Genomic DNA, 16,453 nt, shown 5'->3' on the forward strand with positions numbered 1-16,453 from the left:
GACGTTATGATTGAAGTCAGAGATTTGACAAAGGAATATCCGGGAAAGACCGCCGTGGATGGGGTGAGCTTTACCATCAGCCGCGGGGAGACCGCGGGGCTCCTGGGAGCAAACGGCGCGGGAAAGTCCACGATCATGAACATGATCGCAGGATATACCGCCATGACGGCCGGGACGGTGCGCGTGGACGGACTGGACATTCTGGAGGAGCCGACGGCAGTCAGGAAAAAGATCGGCTATCTGCCGGAGCTGCCGCCGCTTTACATGGATATGACAGTAGAGGAGTATCTGAGCTTCGTCTATGATCTGAAAAAGTGCAGGACCAACAGGGCGGAAGATATCCGTCAGGCCTGCGGGGCGCTTTCCATCGCAGACGTGCGGCGGCGCATGATCCGTCATCTCTCGAAAGGATACCGGCAGCGGGTGGGCTTCGCTCAGGCGCTGATCGGAAATCCGGACGTTCTGATCTTCGACGAACCTACCGTGGGACTGGACCCTAAGCAGATCATCGAGATCCGCAGGGTCATCCGGTCTCTGGCGAAGAAACATACGATCATTTTATCCAGCCACATTCTCAGCGAGGTCCAGTCTGTCTGCGACAGGATCCTGGTCATGGACCAGGGGAGACTGGTGGCGGACGACAGCGCGGAAAATCTTTCCGGGCGCGTGGGCGGAGCGAAAAAGATCTGTCTGCGGGTCTCGGGAAGGGCGGAGGAGATCCGCAGGACGCTCCTTGGCGTAAACGGCGTCGCCGCCGTGAAGGCGGAGGGGTCCCGGGAGCCGGAGATCTCTGATTTTATCGTCACCGTGGAAAATGGGCAGAGCGACGGGGCCGTCCGCATGCTGATGACAAAAAGCCTGGCGGAGCAGGGCATGTACGTGGTGGAAATGCGGTCGGAGAGTATGAATCTGGAGGATGTGTTCCTGAAGCTGACCTCCGGAAAGGGAAAAAAGGCCGGGGGAAGGACGGAGAAAATCGCAGGAAAAGCGGAGGAGGGAAAATGAAAGCGGTCTGGAAACGGGATTTAACTGCATATTTCAATTCGCCGGTGGGCTGCGTGTTTCTCTTTGCCTTCGCCACGATCATGAATCTGTGTTTCTATGTTTTTAACGTGCTGGGGGCTTCCAGCCAGATATCCAATCTGTTTTCGATCATGCTGTTTCTGCTGATCCTGATCACTCCTTTTTTGACCATGCGTCTCTTCTCAGAGGAATACAAGCTGCGCACGGACCAGCTGCTTCTCACGTCCCCCACCGATGTGTGGGAGATCGTGCTGGGGAAGTTTCTGGCCGCTTTTTGCGTGTTTGCGCTGGCGCTGGCGCTGACGCTGGTCTGGGTGATCGTCATCGGGCTGTTCGGCGTGCTTTCGCCGGGCGCCGTGGCCGGAAACTACGCGGCCATCCTGTGCGCCGCGGCTGCGTTTATTTCCGTGGGAATGCTGGTCTCCTCACTGACGGAGAATCAGATCATCGCCGCTGTGGGGACGCTGGCTGTTTTTCTGGGGCTGTTCGCTCTCTCGGCCGCGGCGGAATCTTCCCTGTCGCCGGTGATGGGGACCGTGCTCTCGTGGTTCTCCCTGTTCGCCAGACATCAGAGATTTCTGCTGGGGATCTTTTCTCTGTCGGATATTCTGTATTATATCTCATTTACAGGCGTCATGCTCTTCCTGACCTCCCGGGTCCTGGAAAAGAAGCGCTGGGCGTAAAGGAGGGCATGGGATGAAGACCACGGGAAAACAGAAACATTATGCCGCCGTGTCAGCGGCCTTTACAGCGGTGGTGATCGCGGCTGTGCTGGTTCTCAATCTGCTGGCGGGGGCGGCGGAGAAGCGCTTTTCTCTCACGCTGGATATGACCGGCGACAGTCTCTATGCGCTCTCCGATGAGACGAAGGAATTTCTATCGAATATGACAGAGGATTTTACCATCACCGTTCTGGGAGATGAAGTGAAGTTCAGTCAGGGCGTGCGCACCGGCGTGATCAATGAGATCCTGAAGCGCTACCGCAGCGCTTCAGGAGGCCGCATCGCGCTGCAGTACGTGGACACGTACACAAATCCGGGGATCCTCTCAAAATATCCCGATGAGACCATAGAAGAAAACGGACTGCTCATAGAAGGGGGAGAGGGTCACCGTACGGTCTCCATGTCGGAGCTGTTCGGGACCCAGACCAGCCAGGCGACGCTGAAGGCGCAGATCACCGACTGCAGAGCGGAACAGGTGCTGACGTCGGCGCTGCTCAAACTGTCCGCCGGCACGCAGCCGGAGGTCTATCTGGTGGAAGGCCACGGGGAGACGTACTACGACGGTATGGTGAGCCGCATCCAGTCGGGCAGCTGCAGACTCTCGCGCCTGTCCCTGCTGACGGAGGAGATCCCGCAGACGGCGGCGCTGCTGATCATCTCGGCGCCGAAGGCGGATTTCTCTGGGGAGGAGCTGCAGCGGCTGGACGCTTATCTGAGAAGTTTCGGCAATTTGATCCTGCTCTACGGCTCAGACTCGCCGGATCTGCCCAATCTGGACCGCTATCTGACAGAGTGGGGCGTGCGCTTTGAAAAGAATATCATTGTAGATCCCGCCCGTTACGTGGGCAACGCCGTGCAGATATCTCCGATGCTCACCAAAGCCCAGATCAATGAGAACTGCGCGGCTCTGTCGGACCGGTTTCTGCTGACTCCGGGGGCCAGGGCCATTGAAGTGCTGTGGGAGTCCCAGGGCAAGCGGGAGACAGAGCCCGTGCTGATCACCGGCGATCAGGCCTATGCGAAGTCCTACGCCGGCGACAGCGGCCTGATCTCCACGGTGGATAAGGAGCCGGGGGATCAGGCGGGCGTCATGAATACCGGCGTGCTCGCCAGGAGCTACGATGTGAGCGGAACGGATCTCTCCGTGGGTTCCATCCTGTTTCTGTCGTCGCCCTCCATGTTCTCCGACAGTCTCATGGACACGGCCAATCTGCTGAATGATTATTATTTCAGCAATGCGTTGTCGTATATGACGGGAGGGGCGGCGGACTTCGTCACCATTCCCGCCCGCAATATGAAGGACGGTGCGCTGAACACAGTGGGAGCCGGAAACGGTCTGCTGTTTTTCGCCGTGGTGGTCCTGCCCTCCGGGGCGGTGCTGCTGTTCGGTCTCTGGCGCTGGCTGTCCAGGAGAAAGCTGTAATGAAGAAAAAACGCAATCTCATGATCGCGGTGGGCGTGCTGGTCCTTCTCTGCGCCGCTTACGGCGCGGTCCGGCTGACAGGCGGGACGGATCCCGCTCTTGAGGAGCAGGACAGCATCGCGGTCAATACGAAGACGGATGTGGTCTCCCTGCGGATGGAGCCGGCGGGGGCTCAGGCGTACACGCTGCTGGTGAAAGAGGAAGAAGGGGGAGGGCGTTACCTCTGGCTCTCCGAAAGCGACAAGCGTCTGGCCATGGATGTAAACGCGGCCGGAACGCTGCTGTCGTCTCTGGAACGCCTGAAGGCCTACGAACAGGTGGAGGGAGATCCCGGGCAGTTTGGGATCACAGACAAGTCCTCCAGAGCGGTGCTGGAGTTTTCCGATGGGACCGCACTGAATCTGGTGTTCGGCGGCGGTACGCCCGTGGCCGGCAGGGCTTATGTGCTGGCGGAGGAGCAGGATCAGATCTACGTGATACGAAAGGATATCGCCGATCGCTGCGCCCGTCCGGTGTATGCGCTGAGAAAGGCACAGCTCTTTGCGGACTGCTTTGGAACAGGCGGGGATCTGGCGGTAAACGCTGTGGAGATCAGAGGCGGAGATACGCTGCTCATCCGGCCTCAGAGCGCGGAGGAAACAGAGAACAGTTTCTCGGACGCGCCTTCTTATTATAGAATGGACAGGCCGGTCAGCCGGGAATGTTCCGACGGCAAAGTGGACGCGGACGTGCTGACGCCGCTTCTGGCCCTGGACGGCCGGGCAGAGGTGGCGGAAGACCATCCCGGGGACACGGCCCAATATGGGCTGGCGGAGGGGCAGAATTTCCGCACCGTGCGGATCAATGCCGGGGACGTGGACTGTCAGGTCCGCTTTTCTCAGGCGGCTGGAGACGGGTATGTATACGCCATGCGTATGGATCTGCCCTCTGTGGTGCGGATCCCGGCGGACGCGGAGGAACTGGCGGTGCTTGATCTGCAGTGGTACGATCTGGTGAACACCAGTCTGTGGATGCGTTCTCTTGATAAAGTGAAAACCGTGCAGGTGGAGACGCCGGCAGGCAGCTTCCAGCTGACTCCGGTGAGAAGTGAAAGCGGAGAGATCCGGAGCGGAACGCTGTCCGGAGAGCCCATAGACGAAGAAAGGCTGCGGGAGCTTTACATGAAGGTCCTGAATATACACATAGACGGAAGGCTGTTCCTGAAGGGAGATACCTCGGAGAAGGGGAACGGACCGGAAGCCGTGCGCTGGAAGGGACCGGACGCGGACGTGGGGGGCCTGACCCCCGACTACAGCGTGACGGTGGGCACCCTTGCGGGAACGGAGGAGACCTTCACTTTTTACGCCGTGGACGCCAGGACCTACGCCATCGCCAGAGACGCCAGACTCACGGGTTTTTACACAGGGATCGCCGCTCTGTCCGATCTGGAAAAGGATCTCACCGCCGGCGGAGATCCTCAAGGAGACAGCAGATAGTCAGCTGTCCGCCGGCAAAGAGGATGAACGCGCCGATGATGACGGTATAGTGCAGATACCAGAAACAGACGAAATAAAGGGCCGGAACCAGAAGCAGCTTCAGGCTCAGCAGGGGGCTGCGAAAGGCCGAGAGAAAAGCCCGGCGCACGTCGCCGGCGGGATCGCTGCACCGGCTGCCCCAGCCGCTCTCCCCGCCGGGATCCACCGTGAAGGCCAGAAAATAGCAGAGGACGGCGGAACAGACGGGGATCAGAAGAACCCCCACGCCTACGCCGAAGCTGGACATGCCGAAGGCGAAGAACCAGAGGCAGAGAGACACCGGAAAGAAGCACAGCAGAAACACGGCCAGAAAACGGCCGAAAAAACAGCGGAAAAACTCCCCGCGGAAATCCTGCCAGGGAGAACAGCTGCCGGTATCGTAGAGGATCATGAGCACCCGGGTCAGGGCGCACAGGGACGCCGGTATGGTGACGATGGGAAGGCAGCAGAGAAGAAACAGCAGGTTCAGGCCCACCAGCCGCGTGAAGTGGTTGGAGAAAATGAACAGCCAGCGTTTCAGCCCGCGCTCCGGTACCGGGTCATTCAGATCGGGTCTCGATCTGTCGTTGTAATCATCATTAAAAAAGTTCATAGATACATTATATGTATTTCATGATAAAAACACAAGGCATTTGTACTTACTCCTCAAAATCTCAGACTGGAGCCGAAACAGAGAGTTCCGAATCAGAAGAGGACTCGGAGCGGACGGACTGAGAACTTAAGTGCAGGTGCGCAGAAAAGGAGGACATCGGCCGCTGCGGTTTGCGGTGCGGCATTGTGGAGACATGCCGTAAGGCCCGCCATTCACAGCAATGGGGGCGAGAGAGTATTTGCGGAGGCATTGCTTTTAAAACCGGGATCTATGATTAAAGTATCGCTGAAGAACATCAAAAAAGTGTACGACAAGAATGTGGTAGCAGTCCACGATTTCAATCTGGACATCCATGACAAGGAGTTTATCGTGCTGGTAGGCCCTTCCGGCTGCGGAAAATCCACCACGCTGCGCATGATCGCAGGGCTGGAGGAGATCAGCGGCGGGGAACTGTACATCAACGATAAGCTGGTCAACGACGTGGCGCCCAAAGACAGAGATATCGCCATGGTCTTTCAGAATTACGCCCTGTATCCTCATATGACCGTATATGAGAACATGGCTTTTGCTCTGAAGCTCCGCAAGGTGAAGAAAGACGTCATCGACAAGAAAGTGAAGGAGGCGGCGGAGATCCTGGGCATTACAGATCTTCTGCAGAGAAAGCCCAAGGCGCTCTCCGGAGGACAGCGTCAGCGGGTGGCCATCGGACGGGCCATCGTGCGGGAACCCCAGGTATTTCTCATGGATGAGCCGCTGTCCAATCTGGACGCCAAACTGAGAAATCAGATGAGAGCGGAACTGATCAAACTGAGAAAGAGGATCGACACTACATTTATATATGTGACCCACGATCAGACGGAGGCCATGACGCTGGGGGACCGTATCGTCATCATGAAGGACGGGCTGGTACAGCAGATCGACACGCCGGTGGAGGTCTACAATCATCCCTACAATCTGTTCGTGGCAGGCTTTATCGGGACGCCTCAGATGAATTTCTTCGAGGGAGAACTGGTGAAGAACGGCGACGTCTACAGCGTGTCGCTGGGGAAGGACTGTCCCGCCGCGGCTCTGCCCGAGTCCATGCAGAAAGCGCTGAAAGGCCGGGACGGAGGCAAAAAGGTGGTGCTGGGCATCCGTCCGGAACATATTCAGCTGGCGGAAAGCGCCGGCCCGGATACGTTCAGCGGAACGATCACCGTCAGCGAGATGATGGGAAATGAGATCTACATCCACATGGATTTCCTGGGAAATGACGCTATCATGCGCGTGCCCACCATCGGCCTGCCGGAGGAGTACCAGCACGGCGTGATCAAAGATAAAAAGCTGCTTTTCCGGATGCCTGCGGAGCTGATCCACATATTCGACGCGGAATCAGGCGTATCCGTGCTCTGCGGTGAAGCGGAGGACAAATAGATAACAAGGATTGCAGGTGACTATATGAAAAGGACGACGATTCGAGATATCGCCAGCGAGACGGGCATGTCCATCACTACTGTATCGCTGGTGCTGAACAACAGACCGTCCAAGATTTCGGAGGCGACGAAAAAAAAGGTGGTCGAGGCTGCGAAGCGGCTGAATTATTCGCCCAATAAGCTGGCGGTGGGTCTCATTACCAAGAAGACGCAGACTCTGGGACTGATCGTCAGCGACATCAGCAATATCTTCTTTTCCATCCTGGCCAAGGGGGTGGAGCAGGCCTGCCAGCGGGAAGGCTGGAGCGTGGTGCTGTGCAATTCCTGGGATCTGCACGAGCGGGACATGAAACTCATCGAGGTCCTGACAGGACGGGGCGTGGACGGCATTATTTACTGCATGAGCTCCGACAGCGATCAGGACAAAGCTCTGGAAAGCTACGCCCTGCTTCAGAAGAACAACATGCCCTTCATCGAGATCGACAGCGATTATGCGGGGACAGCCAGACACAACGTCTTCTTTGACAATGAGAGAGGCGGCTACCTGGCGGCGCGTCATCTGATCGAGAATGGTCACCGGCGCATCGCCTGCATTACGGGTCCCAACGGACCGGATTATGTCAGCGGACGTATCGAAGGTTACAGAAAAGCGCTGGCGGAAGCCGGGATCCCTTATGAGCCGGACCTTCTGGTGGAGGGTGACTATACTATGGAATCCGGGATACGGGCGGCGGAGCAGCTGATCGGCAGGGACTTTACCGCGGTCTTCGCTTTCAACGACATGATGGCCTTCGGCGCTTTCAAGACGTTTCGGGACCGTGGGATCCGCGTCCCGGACGACATTTCCCTGGTGGGCTACGACGACGTTCCACTCTGCGATCTTCTGGAGGTCTCGCTGACCACTGTGAGACAGCCGATCTATGAGATGGGAATGACGGCGGCGAAGAATATGATCCGGTATATCGAGACGGGAAGCGATGAGGATACCAATGTGTGCTTTGAACCGCAGCTCATGGAGCGCAGCAGCGTGAAGAACCTGAACGCACAGCCCGGAAACTGAGAGTGAAAGAAGGAGTAGAAAATGAAAAACATCAGACAGTATCTGACCTATGATGAAGCGATCTTTTCCGGGGAGGAGACGAAGAACATCGCCTCCCTCCTGAAAACATATGGGATGGAAGGAACGGAATTTTTTATGAACGAGGCCTGGCCGCGGACCCAGGATCTCTTTTCCGACGAGGAGGGAAAGCGTAAGTGGGTGGAGAAATTCTCCGCTCTCTGCGTGAAGCGCGTGCACTGTTCCTATTATGCGTATCCCACCCATTTCCTGACCAGAACCCATTTCAGCGAATTCGTGGAGCGCATGGACGGCCTGCAGGGCATCGTCGATTATTACGGCGATCTGCGCGGCGTTCACATGTTTGAACGCTGGACCCAGGAGTATGAACTGGCCTGCGCTCTGGGCGCTCAGTGCTTCGTCTTCCACGTGATCGACTACGCGGCCATCGACGGCGCCTGGGACTTCCACATTACCCGGGAAGAGATCCTTCAGGCCATGGTGGGCCTGGTGCAGACGTTCCTTCTGTATCTGGAAGAGAAAAATCTGCTGACGGAGACCTCGCCGGTGATCGAGCTGGAGAACGCAGGCTGGGGACTGGAGTACGGCGTCCAGCGCTGCGAAGATTTTGCGGAGATCTTCGCGCAGATCAGCGATCCCAGAGGAAAGGTGCGCGTGGGATGGGACATCAACCATCTGCTGCACGCCATCGGCACGGACGGAAAGGGCGGCGCCTGTTTTATGCTGCAGGATTTCGAGATCACGCCGGAGATGGCGTCTATGGAAAAAGAGTACGGCTCCGATCCAAAGACCTTCGCCATGAAGTGGATCGGCCATAATCTGCTCCATCCCGCCGTCATTGGACGGACCAATTGCCTGCATCTGTCGGACTGTGAGCTCAAGGAAGTGGAGTATTTCAGGAACGGCCGTCTGATGGGCGAATACGGCGAGAAGATCGACGCGATCCAGGGCCGGGATGAGAAATCCGACTACGGCGTGGGCATCGTTCTGGGGATGTACGATTCTCACGTTCCAATGGGCCGCGGCGGCGTGATACTGGCGGAGGATATGAAGAAGCTCATCGCCCGTCTGGCAGAGGAAAATGAGGAATTCGTGCTGCTCCACGAGCTGAAGAACAGTAGGCCGCTGTTTCCGGAGCTGGAGAACCAGCTGGAGTTTCTGGGACTGAAGCGCGGCTGATCGACGCTTTTCAATACAGACCTGAGTTAACGAGTGAACGGAGGAAGCAAATGAAATTCAGAGATATATTTCCGGTGGAGAAAGCAATTCTGGCCATGCTGCATCTGAAGGGGGATTCCCCGGAGGATATTCTTGAGAGAGCGAAGAGAGAGGCGGATCTGCTGTTTGAATGCGGCGTGGACGCCGTGATCGTGGAGGACTATTTCGGCGGCGAGGATGATGTGGTCCGGGTGCTTGAGTGGCTGCAGACCCAGCGGCCTCACTACTGTTACGGCGTCAACGTGCTGGACCAGTTTGCCAAAACTTACGAGCTTGCTGAGAAGTACGGCGCAAAGTTCATGCAGGTGGATTCTGTGTGCGGCCATCTGGTCCCCGAGGAGGACGCGGAGTACGAGAAAGAGCTGAAGTCCTATCACGACAGAGGAACGGTCTTCATCATGGGCGGCGTGCGGTTCAAGCATAAGGATGTACTATCAGGGCGCAGTCTGGAGGAGGATCTGAAACTTGGAATGGAGCGCTGCGACGCTATCGTTGTGACGGGCGTGGGCACAGGCATCAACACGGAGATCGAAAAGATCCGTGAATTCCGGTCCATCATGGGAGATTTTCCGCTGATCGTGGGAGCGGGGCTGACGCCGGATACGGCGGAGGAACAGCTTTCTGTCGGAGACGGGGGCATCGTGGGATCCTGTCTGAAGGAAGGCGGAAAAGCGGAGAACGACGTGAGCAGAGAGAATACATTGAAGTTTATGGCGGCGGTAAACGCCCTGAGAAAGGAAAAATAGGGGATGGAATATTTAGTTGGCGGATACACCATGCTCAACGATATTGTTTTTGCCGACGGCAGTTCCATAACGAACCAGCTGGGCGGCTCGGTCTTTTCCGCCGCGGGCGTGAAGCTGTGGCGGGACAGCGTGGCCTACATCGGGGCCGCAGGGGAGGACTTCGACCGCCATTACGGACCATTTTTCGAGGCCAATGGGATACGGACTCAGGTGAAAAAGGAATTTCCCCACACTCTTCACTACGTGATGAAGTACGAACCGGACGGAAGATGGAGTGAGACCTGCAAATACGGGGACGAATACGAGGAGTCCGCCATGTCCAAAAGCATGCTGACGCCGGAGATGTTCGCCGCCTTCTGCGGGGAGGATACCAGGGGCATCTATCTGGAAGCGTCGCTTTCCACTGAGATCGTGGATCATTTCAGCGAACTGAAGGCGCTGATGCCCAATGGCAAGCTCATGTGGGAGATCGCTACGGGGGATCTGACCGACCCGGCGCGCCGTGAACAGGTGCTTTCCCGCATCGAACAGACGGATATTTATTCGATGAATTTCAACGAGTCCAGGAGCTTTTTCGGCGTCGAGACGGAGGAAGAAGCTCTGGAGGCGATACTGCGCCTGGAAAAGCCCTGCTTTTTCCGGGCGGGCACAAAAGGCGCCTATCAGATCCAGGACGGGACTGTGAGCTTTCTGCCCTCCGTGGGCGCGGAGGAAAGCGTGGACGCCACAGGATGCGGCAACTGTTCCACGGCGGCGGCGCTCATCGGTTTTGCCGAAGGTCTCTCTCCGCTGGAGACACTGGCCATGGCCAACGTCTCGGCGGGGTACAACGCCAGACAGTACGGTCCCTGGCCGCTGGTCACGGAGGATGTGCGCCGGGAGGCGCGGGCGAAGATGGAACGATTGCTGGCGTCCGCCGGCAGATAGACCGCATTTTCCTTTTCAGGGAGGGGGAAAGAGTGTTACAATAAAGACAGTGCAAAACATTTTTTCATTGTCCACCGGGATAAGGGAGGCGGTTATCAATGGACGGCAAAAACGGAGAACAGCGGGCCAGCTGCATCAGCTGCGGCGTATACAACTGCGACAGCGGAGACAAGACGTTTCCGCCCTTCTGTCTGACCAACGAGGAAAACAGACCGATCATAGAGGAGACCATACGGATCTACGAGACAGACGAACAGACAGGCCGTGTGGCCAGAGCGTCCGCGGAGGTGGAAGGCGAGCATTACTGTCAGGCTACCAGAGTGGAGGAGATCCTCTACTTTGCGGAGAAGATCGGGGCGAAAAAGATCGGAATCGCCACCTGCGTGGGGCTGATCGAGGAGAGCAAACTGTTTGCGAAGATCCTGCGGGCCAAGGGCTTTCAGCCTTTCGGCGTGGCATGCAAGGTGGGAGGCGTGGACAAAAACGTCATCGGAATACCCGATGAGAAGAAGGTGGACCGGGGCGGCTACGAGCCCATCTGCAATCCTGTGGCCCAGGCCAAGCTGCTGAATAAAGAGGGAACAGACCTGAACGTCATCGTGGGGCTGTGCGTGGGGCACGATTCTCTGTTCATCAAGTATTCCGACGCATTGGTCACGACCCTTGTCACAAAAGACAGGGTGCTGGGTCACAACCCTGTAGCGGCCCTCTACACGCTGGGTTCTTATTATAAAAAAATACTGAGATAGCGCGAAGGCAAGAAGAAAGAGACAGCCGGCGGATGACGCCGGCCGTCTCTTTTTTGCTGCTTTTTATTCAAAACGCTGATCGTTCGTTCCGTCTCTCTCTTGATATAGCGGCGTGTTCACAGGGCCTTAGGCCGAATCCGCCGCCGGTCTGCTTCTCGCGGACAGAACTCCATAGACCGGCGCGATCCCTGTGAGCCCCGCCCGGTCCGCTCCGATTCTGCAGCGCCGACGCAAAGGGCGGTCTGCGCCATGTTTTTCCCTTTTTTTCGCCGCACTATGCAAAGTACGTGTATTCAGCTACCAAGTACGTGCAGCGTGAACTTTTTTTTGAAATATGCGCTACAATACAGGCAGAACCTTTCTTTCAGTTTAACGAAATCTATACTCTGGGTCAAACGGCGGAACCGGCGCTTTTATATTTAAAAAAGGAGCCTTTTTCAAGGCTCCACTGGGGGAATGACGTTCTGATAATAAGTATACCTTTCGTCAAACAGGAGGTGCGGGACGGAAAAGGCGGCGGAAACACGGCCCAGGACAGGCCCCGCGTCCCTTTCACGGAACGCCCCACAAGTTCGGAATGGTCCGGAACGCCAGGGAGGTGGTGCGATGGAACGGATCGACATGCGCACGATCTACAGGGGACAGCCGGAATACGCGCTGTTTCCGGAGCCGAAACCCGGGGAGAGCGTATGGCCCCATCAGGGCTGCCCCTGCTGGAGGGAGCGGCGGTACACGCTGCCGGCCGACCCCGATCATGAGTGCTGGTACTGCAGATACGCGGACTTCCATCTGAACCAGGACAAGGCACTGGAAGTGGGCATCTGCCAGTACCCCAAAAAGTGAAGCGACACGGTATTTTTATCAAGGGAGGAAAATGCGAATGGAACAAATGATGAAGAAACTGAGCCATGTTCTCCGGCTCCACGGACGGCCGCGTCAGGCGGCCAGCCGGCCCGCCCGCCGGGTTCTGGCGTCGCCTGTTCCGGCGCGGGCGGCAGACGGCCCGGGGCTGACGGTGGTAAAGCCATGGGAATCGGGGACGATAACGGAACCAGGGGGCATCTACGCCAACGGCATGGCCATCACACTGGAGGGAAAGGGGAACGGAACTGTCATAAAAGACGGGAGCGGAAATGAACTATCCTTGAGCGGCCTTTCCAGCTCCACAGATGGCGGTTATGACCTCTCCCAATACATCATCTACGGCGGATGTCAGAACAGCACGTGCACATCCGCCAGCGTCACCATGACAGGAGGGAAGGTATACGGCATCTGCGGCGGAGGAGGCGGGTCCAGCGCCACGGTCACGGGCAATACCTTCGTCGCCGTCTCCGGCAATGCCGCCGTCGGCAAGACAGGCGGCTTAAGAAACGACGCCAGAGGCATCGCCGGCGGCGGCATGGGACCGGTAGGCGGATCGGCTGCCGTCCAGATTTCCGGCGATGCCGATATATGGGGCTACGTCTATGGCGGCGGCAAAGATTATTATGGGACGGTGGGGAACGGCTCCAGCGTAACCATCAGCGGAGGCGCCATAGACAGCGGCGACGTCTGCGGCGGCGGCATGGGAAAAGTCACCGGGAATACCGTAGTGGTCATCACAGGAGGCGACATTAAAAGCGACGTCTACGGCGGCGGCAGCGGCGGGGCCACGGGGGGGTCCAGCGTCTCCGTCAGCGGCAGCGCCAAGGTGGCGGGACCCGGGTACAGCGGCGTGGTCCTGAATGTGAACAGTCGTACCGGGGGCGTGGACAAGTTTACCGTCAGCAATTTGGGCGCTGACGCACTCATCAAAATCAAGCTGAATTACGGCTACGACCCCTTTACGGACGGCGAACGCCCCACCGCCGTGGCCGTCACAGGGGCAAGGGAGGAGGATTTTACCAAGTTCTCCCTGTCGGGCAGCGGCGCCCAGTATCTGGAGCCGTACTACCATACGGACAGCGGTGAGGGGCAGATCCGAATCCGCTACGTGATGCCCACAGTGGAGGACGCCGCTGTCTACGCCAACGGCGCGGCCCTCCTCATCGACGGGACAGACAGCGCACAGACCACCGCCTACATGGACCTCGACCGGGACGGGGTGCTGGACCAGAGGGAGAAAGAACATACCAGCCTTGCCATGGTGAATTTTGACAAGAAAATAGCCAATGCACCGATGGACGGCACCGATCTGTCCAATTGGAACGTTTACGGCGGCAGCAAGGACGCCGACGTGGCCGCGGACACCCAGATCACCATGACCGGCGGCAAGGTGAAGTTTCTCACCGGCGGCGGCAGGGCGGCGACAACGGACGCCGGCGTTAAGGGAAATACATCAGTCACCGTCCGGGGCGGTATCGTGGGCTCGGATATTTACGGGGGCGGCAATACCAGCGGCGGCGGGCTGGCCGCTAATGTGGACGGCAGCACATCGGTCACCGTGGAGGGAACCGTCATGGGCAGCGTCTACGGCATCGGCAGCAGCACGGTGGGCGGCACGAAGACCGTCGCGGTGGGCGGCAGTGCAAAAATCGGCGGCCAATCCGGCTCTGGCGTGGTGATCAACGGCGGTACGGGAACGCCCGTTGTCAACGGCGTGGACAGTTTCAAGATCGATCCCAGCCTGACGACCGCCGCCGGCGTGTACGTTAAACTGCCCGCCGGCTGTACCGACGGCGTCATCGCCACCGGCGCGGTTCAGACCGACCTGGCCCAGATCAGGCTCACCGGCCCCGGATCAGCGGGAAAGGAAGCGGTACTGGACGGTACGGACGTCAAGGTCGCTGCAGCGTCGGCAGCTCCCGCGCCCACGGTAACGGGCGTCAATATTTACGCCAACGGCGTGCCCATCAAGATCGTGGCAGGTTCTACAGATGGCAATACCAACATTCTCTATGACAAGGACGGCAACGGCAGGATCGAGGATAACGAATATCTGAAGATCGGCGATGACGAACCCGGCGCCGCGGGCTACAACCTCTTTAATTACATCGTCTACGGCGGCAGCAATAACACCCCCATAACCGCCGAGCCCAAAATCAACATGACCGGCGGCAAGGTGTCCATTATCTTTGGCGGCGGCAGCGGCAACGACGGCGACGTCACGGGCGACCCCTCCGTCATCCTCAGCGGCGGCACGGTGGAGGCGATCTATGGCGGCGGCTACGAGGGTGCAAGTTCGGGTAATACCTCTGTCCTCATCTCCGGCGGCGAGGTGACAATAATCGGTGTCTACGGCGGCGGCTACGGCGGAGACAGTACGGTCTCCAGCTCTTCCGTCACTGTGAGCGGCGGTACGGTGTTTTCTGTTTATGGTGGCGGCAGCACCGGCAGCAATGTTACAGGCAATGTGGCGGTCGCCGTCAGCGGCGGCAAGGTGACAGGCGACGTCTACGGCGGCGGTACCAGCGGCACTGTGGACGGCACGAAGACCGTCACGGTGGGCGGCAGTGCAAAAATCGGCGGCCAATCCGGCTCTGGCGTGGTGATCAACGGCGGTACGGGAACGCCCGTTGTCAACGGCGTGGACAGTTTCAAGATCGATCCCAGCCTGACGACCACTGCCAGCGTGTACGTTAAACTGCCCGCCGGCTGCGGCGACGGCGTCATCGCCACCGGCGCGGTACAGACCGACCTGGCCCAGATCAGGCTCGTCGGCGCCGGGGCGGCGGGAAAGGCGGCGGCCTTTGAAAACAATACCATCATTGTAAAGACGGCTTCCACGCCGCCCGCCGGCGGCTATACCATCACCTTTAACGCCAACGGAGGTACGGTGACGCCCGCCAGCAGCGCCACCGGTACGGACGGCAGGCTGTCCAGCCTGCCCACGCCTGCCCGGAGCGGCAAATACAGCTTTGCAGGCTGGTATACCCGGGCCGCCGGCGGCGATCCGGTAACGACGAACACCGTCTTTGCCGGAGATACTGTGATCTACGCCCATTGGACCTATACGGGCGGCGGAGGCGGCGGTTCCGGCTCCGGCGGCTCCAGCACGACCACCAGCACTGTCAAAAATCCGGACGGTTCCACCACGACCACGGTCACGGACAAGGTCACCGGCGCCGTCACCGAGACCACTAAGGCCAAGGACGGCACGCAGACCGTGGTGGAGACGAAAAAAGACGGCTCCAAGAAGGAGACCGTCACCGCTCCTGACGGTACAAAGACCGAGACGGCCACCACTGCCAAGGGGGATATGACTTATACCCAGCAGCGGCCTGACGGCACAAGGATCAGCGCCGATAGCCCCAGTAGCGGCGGAGCCGCAGCAAGGGTGGACCTGCCCGGCAATGGGACTGAGCAGGTGACAGTCTCCTTCCCGGTGCTCGCCGGCACGGTGGTCCTGCGCGTCCTTCCCGACGGCACGGAGGAGCCGGTTGCTTATTCACTGGTGGAGGATGGAACCGTTTATGTCCGGCTGGAGGGCGACGCCGAACTGCGGGTGGAGACTCGCGGGGGTCTCTTTGACGACATGTCCGGTCATTGGGCGGAGGAATACGCGGACTTCACCGGCGCACGGGAGCTGTTCCACGGCACCGCGCCCCGCACCTTCGCGCCGGAACTGCCCATGACCCGGGCCATGCTGACAACCGTGCTCTGCCACATGGATGGGGATCCCGACGCGGGAGCGGCTCCGTTCCGCGACGTGGAGACCGGAGCATGGTACGCAGAAGGCGCGGCCTGGGCCGCGGAAAAAGGCGTTGCCGCCGGTACCGGCGGCGGGCTGTTCGAGGGGGACCGCAGCATTACCCGACAGGAGCTGGCGGTCATGCTCTGGAACTATGCCAGATCTGAGGGCTTGGACGTTTCCGTTGGGGAGGATACCAATATACTTTCCTACGCCGACGTCGACAGAGCAGAAGAATGGGCGATCCCGGCGCTGCAGTGGGCCTGCGGAGCGGGCGTCATGCGGGGCGGTCCGGACGGGACTCTGGACCCCGCAGGCATGGCCACCCGGGCGCAGGCGGCGGCCATGCTGAAACAGTTTGTTGCTGCGGCGGTGAAATAAAGCGGTATCGGCAAGTCTGAATATAAACAACTTTATTGGCAGTCCCGCAAGGTAAATCT

The 16,453-nt window shown here is 58.7% G+C and carries 13 protein-coding genes; 12 read left to right on the forward strand and 1 reads right to left on the reverse strand.

Annotated elements, in window-relative coordinates; all coding sequences use genetic code 11:
* Positions 1–6 precede the first annotated feature (6 nt).
* The 4 genes from E0E37_RS12640 to E0E37_RS12655 are packed head-to-tail and all read left to right on the forward strand — an operon-like array spanning position 7 to position 4,643.
* Positions 7–1,005 carry an ABC transporter ATP-binding protein gene (locus tag E0E37_RS12640; RefSeq protein WP_130863386.1) on the forward strand — a complete coding sequence of 333 codons (999 nt, stop codon included), beginning with the start codon at positions 7–9 and terminating at the stop codon, positions 1,003–1,005.
* Positions 1,002–1,706, forward strand: a complete 705-nt coding sequence (locus E0E37_RS12645) for an ABC transporter permease (protein ID WP_130863387.1) — start codon at positions 1,002–1,004, stop codon at positions 1,704–1,706. The genes E0E37_RS12640 and E0E37_RS12645 overlap by 4 nt, the downstream gene beginning before the upstream one ends.
* 13 nt (positions 1,707–1,719) lie before the next feature.
* On the forward strand, positions 1,720–3,168 hold the full coding sequence (locus tag E0E37_RS12650; protein ID WP_130863388.1) for a GldG family protein: 1,449 nt from the start codon (positions 1,720–1,722) through the stop codon (positions 3,166–3,168).
* Positions 3,168–4,643 carry a DUF4340 domain-containing protein gene (locus E0E37_RS12655; protein WP_130863389.1) on the forward strand — a complete coding sequence of 492 codons (1,476 nt, stop codon included), beginning with the start codon at positions 3,168–3,170 and terminating at the stop codon, positions 4,641–4,643. Before E0E37_RS12650 ends, E0E37_RS12655 begins: the two co-directional genes overlap by 1 nt.
* Here the strand turns inward: E0E37_RS12655 and E0E37_RS12660 are convergent.
* Positions 4,606–5,274, reverse strand: a complete 669-nt coding sequence (locus E0E37_RS12660; RefSeq protein WP_130863390.1) for a hypothetical protein — start codon at positions 5,272–5,274, stop codon at positions 4,606–4,608. The genes E0E37_RS12655 and E0E37_RS12660 overlap by 38 nt on opposite strands.
* A 270-nt stretch (positions 5,275–5,544) precedes the next feature.
* Here E0E37_RS12660 and E0E37_RS12665 point away from each other — a divergent pair, with 270 nt between their 5' ends.
* From E0E37_RS12665 to E0E37_RS12700, 8 genes are all read left to right on the forward strand, one after another.
* A complete protein-coding gene (locus E0E37_RS12665) occupies positions 5,545–6,687 on the forward strand; it encodes an ABC transporter ATP-binding protein (RefSeq protein WP_130863391.1) in 1,143 nt (380 codons plus the stop codon).
* A 24-nt stretch (positions 6,688–6,711) separates the two neighbouring features.
* Positions 6,712–7,746, forward strand: coding sequence for a LacI family DNA-binding transcriptional regulator (locus E0E37_RS12670; protein WP_130863392.1), 1,035 nt, complete (start codon positions 6,712–6,714; stop codon positions 7,744–7,746).
* Positions 7,747–7,767: 21 nt separating this feature from the next.
* Positions 7,768–8,943, forward strand: a complete 1,176-nt coding sequence (locus E0E37_RS12675) for a TIM barrel protein (protein ID WP_130863393.1) — start codon at positions 7,768–7,770, stop codon at positions 8,941–8,943.
* A 50-nt stretch (positions 8,944–8,993) separates the two neighbouring features.
* A complete protein-coding gene (locus E0E37_RS12680) occupies positions 8,994–9,728 on the forward strand; it encodes a BtpA/SgcQ family protein (RefSeq protein WP_130863394.1) in 735 nt (244 codons plus the stop codon).
* 3 nt (positions 9,729–9,731) lie between these two features.
* Positions 9,732–10,655 carry a carbohydrate kinase family protein gene (locus E0E37_RS12685; protein WP_130863395.1) on the forward strand — a complete coding sequence of 308 codons (924 nt, stop codon included), beginning with the start codon at positions 9,732–9,734 and terminating at the stop codon, positions 10,653–10,655.
* Positions 10,656–10,753: 98 nt separating this feature from the next.
* Positions 10,754–11,404 carry a DUF1847 domain-containing protein gene (locus tag E0E37_RS12690; RefSeq protein WP_130863396.1) on the forward strand — a complete coding sequence of 217 codons (651 nt, stop codon included), beginning with the start codon at positions 10,754–10,756 and terminating at the stop codon, positions 11,402–11,404.
* Positions 11,405–12,010: 606 nt separating this feature from the next.
* Positions 12,011–12,247, forward strand: a complete 237-nt coding sequence (locus E0E37_RS12695) for a hypothetical protein (protein ID WP_246019725.1) — start codon at positions 12,011–12,013, stop codon at positions 12,245–12,247.
* A gap of 37 nt (positions 12,248–12,284) precedes the next feature.
* A complete protein-coding gene (locus E0E37_RS12700; RefSeq protein ID WP_130863397.1) occupies positions 12,285–16,394 on the forward strand; it encodes an S-layer homology domain-containing protein in 4,110 nt (1,369 codons plus the stop codon).
* The last annotated feature ends 59 nt before the right edge of the window (positions 16,395–16,453 follow it).

Origin of the sequence: Bacilliculturomica massiliensis (assembly GCF_900605495.1) — a bacterium.
Lineage (GTDB): Bacteria > Bacillota > Clostridia > Peptostreptococcales > Anaerovoracaceae > Bacilliculturomica > Bacilliculturomica massiliensis.

Excerpts from the sequence above, each read along its gene's own strand:
- E0E37_RS12640 (WP_130863386.1), top strand. The coding sequence starts at position 7 with ATGATTGAAGTCAGAGATTTGACAAAGGAATATCCGGGAAAGACCGCC.
- E0E37_RS12645 (WP_130863387.1), top strand. The coding sequence starts at position 1,002 with ATGAAAGCGGTCTGGAAACGGGATTTAACTGCATATTTCAATTCGCCG.
- E0E37_RS12650 (WP_130863388.1), top strand. The coding sequence starts at position 1,720 with ATGAAGACCACGGGAAAACAGAAACATTATGCCGCCGTGTCAGCGGCC.
- E0E37_RS12655 (WP_130863389.1), top strand. The coding sequence starts at position 3,168 with ATGAAGAAAAAACGCAATCTCATGATCGCGGTGGGCGTGCTGGTCCTT.
- E0E37_RS12660 (WP_130863390.1), bottom strand. The coding sequence starts at position 5,274 with ATGAACTTTTTTAATGATGATTACAACGACAGATCGAGACCCGATCTG.
- E0E37_RS12665 (WP_130863391.1), top strand. The coding sequence starts at position 5,545 with ATGATTAAAGTATCGCTGAAGAACATCAAAAAAGTGTACGACAAGAAT.
- E0E37_RS12670 (WP_130863392.1), top strand. The coding sequence starts at position 6,712 with ATGAAAAGGACGACGATTCGAGATATCGCCAGCGAGACGGGCATGTCC.
- E0E37_RS12675 (WP_130863393.1), top strand. The coding sequence starts at position 7,768 with ATGAAAAACATCAGACAGTATCTGACCTATGATGAAGCGATCTTTTCC.
- E0E37_RS12680 (WP_130863394.1), top strand. The coding sequence starts at position 8,994 with ATGAAATTCAGAGATATATTTCCGGTGGAGAAAGCAATTCTGGCCATG.
- E0E37_RS12685 (WP_130863395.1), top strand. The coding sequence starts at position 9,732 with ATGGAATATTTAGTTGGCGGATACACCATGCTCAACGATATTGTTTTT.
- E0E37_RS12690 (WP_130863396.1), top strand. The coding sequence starts at position 10,754 with ATGGACGGCAAAAACGGAGAACAGCGGGCCAGCTGCATCAGCTGCGGC.
- E0E37_RS12695 (WP_246019725.1), top strand. The coding sequence starts at position 12,011 with ATGGAACGGATCGACATGCGCACGATCTACAGGGGACAGCCGGAATAC.
- E0E37_RS12700 (WP_130863397.1), top strand. The coding sequence starts at position 12,285 with ATGGAACAAATGATGAAGAAACTGAGCCATGTTCTCCGGCTCCACGGA.